The sequence below is a fragment of the Neisseria sp. P0021.S007 genome (genome assembly GCF_051956855.1).
Genome location: NZ_JBQCXA010000845.1, coordinates 1 through 582 on the forward strand (window position 1 = coordinate 1; position 582 = coordinate 582).

Below are 582 nucleotides of genomic sequence, written 5' to 3' on the forward strand. Positions count from 1 at the left end.
CAGTTTCGTTATGTTGCCTCTGGCCGAAATCCTTCCGGATTTCGAGTTGGGCGAGCATGGCCGTGCGGCTGATTTGGCTCAGGCTTTGGGCGGACAGGGTATTCGCCTGCTGAAAGAATAAGGGCCGTCTGAAAAACGGACTAAAACAAGAAAGGGCGTGTTGGACACGCCTTTTTTGCTATAAAGTATTGTTGGGAAACACATTACAAAGAGTTACTATGAATCCTCGTTATATTGTTGTCGAAGGCGCCATCGGTAGCGGCAAGACTGCTTTGAGCCGCCGCTTGGCAGAGCATTTCAGTGCGTTGCTGTTGTCGGAGAATCCGGATCACAATCCGTTTCTCATAAAGTTTTACAGCAATGTTTCCAATAATGGCTTGGCTGCCGAACTTTTCTTCCTGATGCGCCGCGCTGAAAGCGTGAATATTATTGAAGACCAATGTGCGCAAGGCGGAATGGTTGTGGCTGATTTTTTGCCGGAAAAAGACCGTATTTTTACGCCTATCGTTTTGAATGATGACGAGCAGCAGCTTTTTGCCGATATGAAGCAACGTATTCTGCCGCAATACGCAGAGCCCGATG

1 protein-coding gene and 1 pseudogene are annotated in these 582 nt (G+C 48.1%); both read left to right on the forward strand.

The features are described from left to right. A pseudogene (locus ACTHUR_RS16275) lies at positions 1-121 on the forward strand (2-amino-4-hydroxy-6-hydroxymethyldihydropteridine diphosphokinase); the annotation flags it as partial. A 97-nt stretch (positions 122-218) separates the two neighbouring features. Continuing rightward, positions 219-582, forward strand: a 364-nt coding sequence (locus ACTHUR_RS16280) for a deoxynucleoside kinase (protein WP_440399719.1), incomplete at its 3' end; no start/stop codon positions are given.